This is a genomic window from Brevundimonas sp. BAL450, assembly GCF_015767455.1.
GTDB classification, from domain to species: Bacteria; Pseudomonadota; Alphaproteobacteria; order Caulobacterales; family Caulobacteraceae; genus Brevundimonas; species Brevundimonas abyssalis.
The window spans coordinates 93,328-102,447 of record NZ_JADWOW010000061.1 but is presented as its reverse complement, the minus strand read 5'-3'; the positions used below and the strand labels follow the sequence as shown (position 1 = coordinate 102,447).

Below are 9,120 nucleotides of genomic sequence, written 5' to 3'. Positions count from 1 at the left end.
GCCTGACACCGCGGTGGACACCGGCCCCGATCCCTACGCCACCGGCCCGTCGCCCCGGGGCGTGCCGTTGTCGGGCACCAGCACGCCCCGGGGCGACGGGCCGGTGGCGTAGGGATCGGGGCCGGTGTCCACCGCGGTGTCAGGCAGGACCAGCCCGCGCCCGGCCGAAATGTCGGCGCGAGGCGCCAGGCCGTTCAGGTCGATCAGGGTCTGGACCGGCGCCTGGAAGCGGCGCGCGACGCCCGAAATGGTGTCGCCCGGCTGGATTATATAGGTGGCGCCGGGGCCGATGGGGCCGGGCTGTGCGGGGGGCGTCGGCAGGTCGCCGGGCCGCTGGTCCGGCAGGTAATCGGGCTGCGGCTGCGGCTGGCCCGTGGGCGGCAGAGGCTGGGCCTCAATGGGTTCATAGGGCGCGGGCGTCGGCTCATAGGGGGCGACGTCGGGCTGGGGCTGGGGCGCGGGCGTGTTGGGCACGGGCTCACCCCAGGGGGACTGTCGCTCCGGGGCGCCGGTGGTGGGCCGGGTCGGATAGCGGGGCTCCGACGGATAGGAGGCGCAGGCCGCCAGTGTCGCCGCCGCACCAGCAATGATCAGCGCCCTGCGCGCCAGAATCGTCCAGCCGGTCATCCCCGCCCTCGTCTTTCAAATCTGATCAGAATCGTATGCGGCATCCAATCCCGCGAAGGGCGCCATTTTGGGGCGGAAAGGTTAACGGCGCCAAGAGGCGGTGTTTTTGTCCCCAGTCAAAAGCGTCCGCCGTCGTCCGGCGTCCAGGCCCGGGTGGCCATCACATAGCGCTCGCCCGGTCCCACGATCACCCCGTTGGTCGAGGCCACGCCCAGCTCAAGGCTCTGGGCGATCCGCTCGGCCCGTTCAATGAAGTGGGCTGCGGCGGCGGGCGGACACAGGTCGCGGGCGGTCTCCCGGAACAGCTCCAGCCAGCGGTCGAAATGGCGGGCGTCGATGGGCAGGGGCAGGTGTTTGGGCATCGGCCGCCCCTGATAGACGCCGGTGGATAGCGCCACCGACGACCAGAACAGCTTCATCTGATGCAGGTGCGGGCCCCAGTCCTCCACCCGCGCCGCAAAGATCGGCCCGATCAGGGCGTCATCGCGCACCCGGCCATAGAAGCCCTCCACCAGCGCATCGATCATGGCCTCGTCGATGCCGGTCTCGGCCCGCAGCCGCGCGGTGGCGGCCTCGCGCCGGGCACGGTGTTCGGCTTCGGTCTGGACGGGACGGGTGGTCATGGAGGGAAGATAGGGGCGGGGCGGGGTCCGCGCTATGCGACCGCTTGCAGCGCCACGCCCGCCGCGACCGCGCCGGCCAGCACGGTCATGATCCCCAGCCTGAAGCGGATCAGGGCGACGGCGGCGACGGCGGCCAGGATCAGGGCCACGGGCTGGAAGCCCGCCAGCAGCGGCAGGGTCAGGTCCAGCGGCCCGGTCTGGACCCGCCGCGTCTGGTCAAACAGCACATGCAGGGCGAACCACAGGCCCAGGTTGGCGATCACCCCGACCACCGCCGCCGTCACCCCGGACAGGGCCGCTTGCAGCCGCCGCGCGTGCTCCAGCCGTTCGATCCAGGGCGCCAGGGCGAAGATCCACAGGAAGCAGGGGGCGAAGGTCATCCAGGTGGCCAGGCCGGCGCCGAGGATCCCGGCAATCAGGGGCGTGAACGGCTCGGGAAAGCGGAACGCCGCCAGAAAGCCCACGAACTGGGTCACCAGAATCAGGGGGCCGGGCGTGGTCTCGGCCAGGCCGAGGCCGTCGGCCATCTGGCCCGCGTCCAGCCAGCCGTGGGTCTGCACCGCCTCCTGCGCCATATAGGCCAGCACCGCATAGGCGCCGCCGAAGGTCACCACCGCCAGCTTCGAGAAGAAGGCGGCGATGTCCATCAGCACATGGTCCGGACCCAGCACCAGCAGGATCGCCAGAGCCGGCGCGGCCCACACCGCGCCCCAGACGGCGACGGCGCGCCCGGTCCGCCACGCCATGTCGCGCTTTCGCGGCCGGGGCTCCGCGTCCGGCGTCGGCTCGGTGACCGGCGCCGCCGCGAACAGGGCTCCGATCAGGGCCGCGCCGAGGATCACGGCGGGGAAGGGAGCGTTGAACAGGAACAGCAGGCCGAACGCCGCGAGCGCCAGTCCGCGCTTGAGCCCCGTGTCCAGCGCTCGCCGGGCGAGGCGGACAAGCGCCTGCAGGATGATGGCCAGCACCGCCGCCTTGATGCCGAAGAACGCGCCCTGCACCCAGGTCAGGTCCGCCGCATAGGCGTACAGGATCGACAGGCCCAGGATCACCGCCGCGCCCGGCAGCACGAACAGGCCGCCCGCGATCAGTCCCCCGGCCACCCCGTGCAGGCGCCAGCCCACATAGGTGGCCAGCTGCTGCGCCTCGGGCCCCGGCAGCAGGGTGCAGAAGTTCAGCGCCCGCAGATACTGGGCCTCGTCCAGCCATTTGCGCTCGTCGACCACCACCCGGTGCATCAGGGCGATCTGGCCCGCGGGCCCGCCGAAGCTGATCAGCCCGACGCGGCCGAACGCCCTGACGAGGTCGTGAAGCGGAACCTGACTTGGCGAACCGGACATTTCGTACCTATATTCCAATCTTCGAGCTTCAGAAGGAGACACGACCATGATCAGCGCGCTGGAAATCGGTTTCGCCCTTTCCGCCCTTTCGCTGCTCATCGGCTATGTCGCACTTCGCCCCAAACCCGTCCCCGTCCGCATTCGTGACGCTCGACAGCGTCGCCGCCCGAACGCCTGACGGAACCCCCCTCTTCGACAATCTGACCCTGGCCTTCGGCCATGAGCGCACCGGTCTGGTGGGCCGCAACGGCGTGGGCAAGTCCACGCTGCTGCGCCTGATCGCCGGAACGCAGCCGCCCGCCGAGGGCGCGGTGTCGCGCACTGGGATCATCGGCGTGCTGGACCAGAGGCATGACCCGGCGCCGGGGGAGTCCGTCGCCGAGACCCTGGGCGTCGCGCATTCGCTGACCGTGCTGCGGCGGGTGCTGGCGGGCGAGGGCTCGGTCACGGATCTTGGCGAGGCGGACTGGACGCTGGACGATCGGCTGAACGACGCCCTGACCCAGGTCGGCCTTTCCGGCATTGACCTGAACCGCGGGACGGCGCCGCCTCAGCGGCGGCGAACAGACCCGCCTGCGTCTGGCGGGCCTCCTGCTGGCCCGGCCCGACCTGATTCTACTGGACGAGCCCACCAACCACATGGACGCCGAGGGCCGAGCCCTGATCGCCGGGGTGCTGGAGCGGTGGGAGGGCGGCGCGGTGGTGGTCAGCCATGACCGCGACCTGCTGGGCCGGGTGGATCGCATCGTCGAACTGTCCGGCCTGGGCGCGGCCACCTATGGCGGGAACTGGGACCTCTACGCCGACCGAAAGGCCGCCGAGCGCGCGGCGGCCGAGCGCACTCTCGCCGCCGCAGAAACCGACGCCGCCCGCGCGGCGGCCGACGCCCGGCGCCGCGCAGAAACGCAGGCCCGCCGCGACCGGGCCGGTCGCCGCAAGGGCATGAAGGGCGACATGCCGAAGATCCTGCTGGGCATGCGGGCCGAGAGCGCCGAGACCTCGGCCGCCCGGAACAGCCGCCTCGCCGCCCGACAATCCGCCCAGGCCGAGGCCGATCTGACGGCGGCCCGCGAGCGGGTCGAGCGGGTGCGCCTGCTGTCCATCCCAATGCCATCCACCGGCCTGGCGTCCGGCAAGACCGTGCTTGAGGTGGAGGAGGTCCGTTTCGCCTTTCCCGTTGCGGGGGACAGTGAGGGGGAGGGGAAAGTCCTCGGCCCCGTCTCGCTGCGCCTCACCGGGCCCGAACGGGTCGCGATCACAGGGCCGAACGGCGCCGGCAAGACGACGGTGTTGAAGATGATGGCGGGTTTGCTGGAACCGACATCGGGCATTGTGCGCCGCCCGGTTCGCGCCGCCCTGCTGGATCAGGACGCGGCCCTTCTGAAACCCGATGAAACCGTGATCGCGGCCTGGCTGCGCCTGAACCCGGAAGGATCGCCCAACGGCGCCCACGCCGCCCTGGCCCGGTTTCTGTTCCGCAATGTGGAGGCCCGGCGCGTCGCCGGAACCCTGTCAGGCGGGGAGCGCCTCCGCGCGGCCCTGGCCTGCGTCATGACCGGCGCCCGGCCGCCGCAGCTGCTGGTTCTCGACGAGCCCACCAACCATCTGGATCTGGACTCGGTCGCGGCGGTGGAGGCGGCGCTGAACACCTATGACGGCGCCCTGGCGGTGGTCAGCCACGATACGGTCTTCCTGGAACATGTGGGGATAACCCGCACCGTGGCGTTGCCCGGCGCCCGAGTCGGGGCGTCTTCTCTGCCGCCATGAAGGATCGGGAGTTCATGGCGCGCGCCCTCGGTGTGGTGCTGATCTTCGCAGGGGCGGGACCGCTGATCGGCGGATTCGTGTTCGGGCTCCTGTGGATCGTGGAGGTGCTGACCTCGCCGTCGGAGCCCTGGCGCGCCGCCTATCTGACCACGCCGATATACGCCGCCCTGCTGGGGTATCTGGCCGGATTTCTGCCTGCGGTCACGACCGGCGTGGGCGCGGCCCTGACGTCGCCGCGCCTGAGGGCCGGCAGGCTCTGGGTCGCCGTCGCGGTTCTGCTGGGCGCCACGACCAGCGCGGTCAATCTGGTTTTCCTGAACACCGGCTATCCGACCAGCCGGCCTGACGGCGCGGACGTGGCCGGGATCATGTTGATCGGCGCGATCTCGTCCCTGGCCTGCGCCCTGCTGGCCGAACCCCTGCGGCCCCGGCCGCGGCCACGACGAAACGGGCCGGCTAGCCCCAGCCTTCCGTGACGCCCTGACGTCTGGCGGGCGCAGCCGCCACGCGCGTGCGCGGCTCCTTTTCGGGCCGTCCATAGAGATAGCCCTGGGCGAAATTCACACCCAGAGCTCGAAGCGCGTCGGCGACCTGCTCGGTCTCCACCATCTCGCCGATGGTGTCGATCTCCAGCGCCCGGCAAAGTTCCACCAGATGGCGAACCACGGTGTTGTCCTTTCCGCCGTCCGCGAGGGTCTTCACGAAAGCCCCATCGATCTTCACGATGTCAACCGACAAGGAGCGCAGATAATCGAAGGATGCGCTGCCCGCACCGAAATCGTCGATGCAGATCTGAATCCCGGTCTCGCGGAGACGCGCGAGGCGCCGGTCGGCCGCCGCCAGATCATTGAGCGCGGCGGTTTCGGTGACCTCGACCATCAGCCGCTTGCGCACATCGGGACGGTCGCCCGTCATGGCCAGCAGCCGGTCAACATAGTCATCAGATGCCAGCGAGGCGGCGGATACGTTCACGGCGATCCGGGTGAGACCGAAGCCCGGACTGTTCAGCTTGCGCACAGCCTTGTCGGCCACGGCTTTATCCAGGTCCGTCACCATGGCCAGCTCCTCGGCCATTCGGATGGCGCCGGCGGGGCTGGCTCCTTCGGTGAACCGGATCAGGGCCTCGAAGTGGTGTACGGCGCCTGTCTCCAAGTCCACAATGGGCTGATAGTGCAGATCAAAGGCGCGCTCGGCGATGATGGTTCTCAGGCGTTCGCCGTCCTTCATGGTTCGCATCAGGGCCGCGGCGAAAGTCATCTGCGGCTCGCCGTCGACGCCCTTGCTGAGGAAGCCATCCAGCGCCATGCGCAGCGCCCGCAGCGTGGGAAGAGGATCAGGCGTGTGGGGCACGGGCGCGGAGACGGTTTTCGGCGCAACCTCGGCGCCATGTCGCTCCATCAGCCGTTCCAGGTCGCCGTTCAACTGATCGATTCCCGGGGGCTGACTCAGCAGGGCGTAGCGCTCGTCGCTGAGCCGGGCGGCGCTGGCGCCGTTCCACGAAGCGGACTGAAGCAACCTGGACAGGGCGTCCATCAACGCCTCGCCCTTCGGGCCTGTCGTGTATCCCTCAACCCCGGGAAGATCCACGAAAGTGAATGACAGGACGCTGCGTTGCTGAACAGTGAGGCCTTCCATGGCGGATTGAACCAGGCGCATCAGGCCTTCGCCGTCTGCAAGAGCCGGTGGCGGTGCGCCCGTTTCCAGGGCCGCCATGGCCGCAGGCTTGCCCCGATAGGTCAGGGCGCAGGACAGGCGCGGCGCCAGCTCGGGCAGACCGAAAATCTTGAGCTCGGCCTCGCGGACCTTCGCTGCTCCCCAGTGAACCTGAACCGCAACGGTTTCCCGCCCGGCCGCACGCCGTCCGAGCGCCTCTGAGACCGTGTTGCGCGAGCCCGGGGCGACAAGGTCCGCCAGCAACTGGCCTTGAAGAGATTCGGTGTCGGCTCCGTTCGGCGGGGCGCCCAGGGCCAGCACGATGCGTCCCGCGCCATCGACCTCCATCAACAGGTCGGCGGATGCGAAGGCCATGCCAAGGAGGCTGCGGGTCAGCGACATCGGACCGATATCGCTGAAAGATGTAAATTTCCCGCCAATGCAGTCAGTTAACGCACCTCAAGCGTCACGCCGTCTTGTTCAGGGTCACGGCGCGGCCGTCCACGCCCGCCGCCCTGCCGCCCGCGCCATAGCCCGCGCCCTGGGCCCGCGCGGCGGCGACTTCCTGGGCGATGGCCTGCACCAGACCTTCGGTAATGGTCTTGGCGGCTTCCAGCGCCCGGTTGTGGCGCGCCAGAACCGCCTCGAAGGCCTGGGTCGCGGCGATCAGGGTGTCGCGCTCGGCGGTGGGCAGGTCCTCCAGCAGGCGGCGATCCGCTTTCACCCGCGCCGTCTCGCGGCGATAGAGGTTGGCCATCTCCTGGGTCTCGGCGACCCCGGCGGCCACGTCCTGCGGACGGCGGGCCTCGAAGCAGCGGGTCTCCTCGGTCAGGCGCGCGGTCAGGCGTTCGGTCAGGGCGGTCAGGTGGGTGGCGTGTTCGGCCGGGGTCATGCGGCGTCTCCTTCGCTGGGGACGGTGGATTGTCCGGACTGCATGCGGATCATCTCTGCCATGACCTGATCGGCCAGGCCGATGCCGCCTGAGCGGCTGATCTGCTTGCCCATCTCGTCGATCATGAAGCCGCGCCAGGTTTCTTCCGCGTGGCCCCCGCCGAAGGGCGCCTCGGTGGACAGGCCCTCGAACATGGGCCGCAGCATCTGGGCCAGGAAGGTGGCCTCGAAATCCTGGGCCGTCTGGCGGATGCGGGCTTCGTCGGCGCCGGACAGGGCCGCCAGCGAGGGGGCGCCGCGCAGCATGTCGACGGAGGGAGCCATGGGGGTCATCACATCACCTCGATTTCGGCCTGCAGGGCGCCCGCCGCGCGGATGGCCTGCAGGATGGAGATCATGTCGCGGGGGCTGACCCCCAGGGCATTCAGCCCGTTGACCAGGGTGGACAGGGAGGTGTCGCCGCCGATGATGCGCATCTGGCGGCCACGCTCCTCCTCGATGGTCACTTCGGAATCGGGCAGGACCACCGTCTCGCCATCGGAGAACGGCTCGGGCTGGCTGGCGAAGGGGCGCTCCTGGATGGAGACGGTCAGGTTGCCCTGGGCGATGGCCACGGTGGAGACGCGCACCGCGTCGCCCATGACGATCACACCGTTGACCTCGTCGATGATGACCCGGGCGGGGCTGTCCACGGTCACCGGCAGATTCTCGATGCGGCTGATGAAGCCGGCGGCGCCCAGCTGGGGCGGCGGCCGCAGGGTGATGACCGCGCCGTTGTCGGCGAAGGCCGTACCCGGATAGGCCAGGTTGATGGCCTGGGCCACGCGCTGGGCGGTGGTGAAGTCCGGGTTGCGCAGGTTCAGCCGCAGCTCGCTCATGGACGCCAGGGAGAAGCCGGTCTCCAGTTCGACGCTGGCGCCGCCTGCGATGCGGCCCGAGGTGGGCACGCCACGCGTGACCGATGAGCCCGATGCGCCTCCGGCGGACACTGAACCGGTCTGCACCGTGCCTTGCGCCACCGCATAGACCTGGCCGTCGGCGCCTTGCAGGCTGGTGACCAGCAGGGTGCCGCCCAGCAGGCTCTTGGCGTCGCCCATGGCCGAGACGTTGATGTCGATGCGCGAGCCCGCCGTGGCGAAGGACGGCAGATCGGCGGTGACCATGACCGCCGCGATGTTCTTGGTGTTGGCGTTGGCGTCGCGGATGTTGACGCCCAGCCGCTCCATCATCGCCTCCAGCGACTGACGGGTCATGGGCGAGTTGCGCAGGGAGTCGCCGGTGCCGTTCAGGCCCACCACCAGGCCGTAGCCCACCAGCTGGTTGGTGCGCACGCCCTCGACCGAGGCGATGTCCTTGATGCGGGACTGGGCCAGGACGGGCGCGCTCCAGCCGACAGCCACGGCGGCGAGGGCTAGGGCGGCGATGCGGACGATCAGACGCATGGGTGAATTCCAATACTGTTCGGCAGGCGCGATGCCAGATGCGTGCCACCAAAAAATGTAGCAAAAACAGAGAGCGGTGAGGCGGAACTTTCACCCGCCGGGCAAATGCTGCCGGGCCGTTAACCAAACGGTGACCCGAATGCTCCGATGGTGCCCTCGTGTTATTCCGCGCCAGGTTCAGGAGCGCTTGTCCATGAAGGTCACCGGTCCCTCGGGCACGACCTCGACCCCGTCCAGCCGCCCGTCCCGCAGCTCCGGCGGCGGGTTCAGCCTGCCGTCCGGCGGCGCGTCCGGCGCCGGCGCCGCATCCGCCGCATCAGCGGCCGGGGGCGTCGCCGGAGTTTCGGCCCTGATGGCGCTGCAGGGGGTCGAGGACGCCACCGAGCGTCGTCGCAGGGCAATGCGCCGGGGCGGCGGACTGCTGGACCGGCTGGACGAGCTGAAGCTGGTGATGCTGGCCGGGCAGGACGGCGTGGGCGTGCTGAACACTCTCGCCCGCGCGGTGCGCGAGGAGCGTCCCGACAGCGCCGATCCGGGTCTTGATGCGGTGCTGGACCAGATCGATCTGCGCGCGGCGGTGGAGCTGGCCAAGGCGGACATGCGCCGGAGCGCCTGAAATACTGTCAATATTCAGGGATTTCCCTGATGAGGCGGTGAACTTCGCCCGCTTGATGAATTTTCCATCACGGATGCGAGAACCCCGTTGCGGCGACTCGTCGCGGGCCATATACGTCCACTCGCTTCGCAGGGGGGCGCTCGGAGCGAGCGTGAGTTTGT

The 9,120-nt window shown here is 69.7% G+C and carries 11 protein-coding genes and 1 pseudogene; 5 read left to right on the top strand and 7 right to left on the bottom strand.

The window, feature by feature from the left end; translation table 11 throughout:
* Nucleotides 1-33 precede the first annotated feature (33 nt).
* The 3 genes from IWC96_RS14795 to chrA all read right to left on the bottom strand — a co-directional run bounded on the left by IWC96_RS14795 (nt 34) and on the right by chrA (nt 2,590).
* Nucleotides 34-627 (bottom strand): LysM domain-containing protein, encoded by a 594-nt coding sequence (locus IWC96_RS14795; RefSeq protein WP_196839210.1) that lies wholly within the window; start codon nt 625-627, stop codon nt 34-36.
* A 116-nt stretch (nt 628-743) separates the two neighbouring features.
* A complete protein-coding gene (locus tag IWC96_RS14790) occupies nt 744-1,250 on the bottom strand; it encodes a group III truncated hemoglobin (RefSeq protein WP_021698314.1) in 507 nt (168 codons plus the stop codon).
* A 32-nt stretch (nt 1,251-1,282) separates the two neighbouring features.
* Nucleotides 1,283-2,590 (bottom strand): chromate efflux transporter, encoded by a 1,308-nt coding sequence (gene chrA, locus IWC96_RS14785; protein ID WP_021698313.1) that lies wholly within the window; start codon nt 2,588-2,590, stop codon nt 1,283-1,285.
* Nucleotides 2,591-2,636: 46 nt separating this feature from the next.
* On the opposite strand from chrA, the gene IWC96_RS16130 reads away from it, so the two are divergent.
* The 4 genes and pseudogenes from IWC96_RS16130 to IWC96_RS14775 all read left to right on the top strand — a co-directional run bounded on the left by IWC96_RS16130 (nt 2,637) and on the right by IWC96_RS14775 (nt 4,833).
* Nucleotides 2,637-2,768, top strand: coding sequence for a hypothetical protein (locus IWC96_RS16130; RefSeq protein ID WP_255552796.1), 132 nt, complete (start codon nt 2,637-2,639; stop codon nt 2,766-2,768).
* A pseudogene (locus IWC96_RS16275) lies at nt 2,734-3,054 on the top strand (ATP-binding cassette domain-containing protein); the annotation flags it as partial. The gene IWC96_RS16130 and the pseudogene IWC96_RS16275, both read left to right, overlap by 35 nt.
* 175 nt (nt 3,055-3,229) lie before the next feature.
* Nucleotides 3,230-4,357, top strand: coding sequence for an ATP-binding cassette domain-containing protein (locus IWC96_RS14780; RefSeq protein ID WP_255552795.1), 1,128 nt, complete (start codon nt 3,230-3,232; stop codon nt 4,355-4,357).
* Nucleotides 4,358-4,371: 14 nt separating this feature from the next.
* Nucleotides 4,372-4,833: a hypothetical protein gene (locus IWC96_RS14775; protein WP_148291540.1), complete on the top strand. Its 462-nt coding sequence runs from the start codon at nt 4,372-4,374 to the stop codon at nt 4,831-4,833.
* Here the strand turns inward: IWC96_RS14775 and IWC96_RS14770 are convergent.
* From IWC96_RS14770 to IWC96_RS14755, 4 genes are all read right to left on the bottom strand, one after another.
* A complete protein-coding gene (locus IWC96_RS14770; RefSeq protein WP_196839209.1) occupies nt 4,814-6,412 on the bottom strand; it encodes an EAL domain-containing protein in 1,599 nt (532 codons plus the stop codon). The genes IWC96_RS14775 and IWC96_RS14770 overlap by 20 nt on opposite strands.
* A gap of 64 nt (nt 6,413-6,476) precedes the next feature.
* Nucleotides 6,477-6,902, bottom strand: a complete 426-nt coding sequence (locus tag IWC96_RS14765; protein ID WP_021698307.1) for a hypothetical protein — start codon at nt 6,900-6,902, stop codon at nt 6,477-6,479.
* Nucleotides 6,899-7,225: a rod-binding protein gene (locus tag IWC96_RS14760; protein WP_231379107.1), complete on the bottom strand. Its 327-nt coding sequence runs from the start codon at nt 7,223-7,225 to the stop codon at nt 6,899-6,901. Before IWC96_RS14760 ends, IWC96_RS14765 begins: the two co-directional genes overlap by 4 nt.
* 8 nt (nt 7,226-7,233) lie before the next feature.
* A complete protein-coding gene (locus IWC96_RS14755) occupies nt 7,234-8,343 on the bottom strand; it encodes a flagellar basal body P-ring protein FlgI (RefSeq protein WP_021698305.1) in 1,110 nt (369 codons plus the stop codon).
* Between the two features lie 193 nt (nt 8,344-8,536).
* On the opposite strand from IWC96_RS14755, the gene IWC96_RS14750 reads away from it, so the two are divergent.
* Nucleotides 8,537-8,959, top strand: coding sequence for a flagellar assembly protein FliX (locus tag IWC96_RS14750; RefSeq protein ID WP_021698304.1), 423 nt, complete (start codon nt 8,537-8,539; stop codon nt 8,957-8,959).
* Nucleotides 8,960-9,120: the final 161 nt, after the last annotated feature.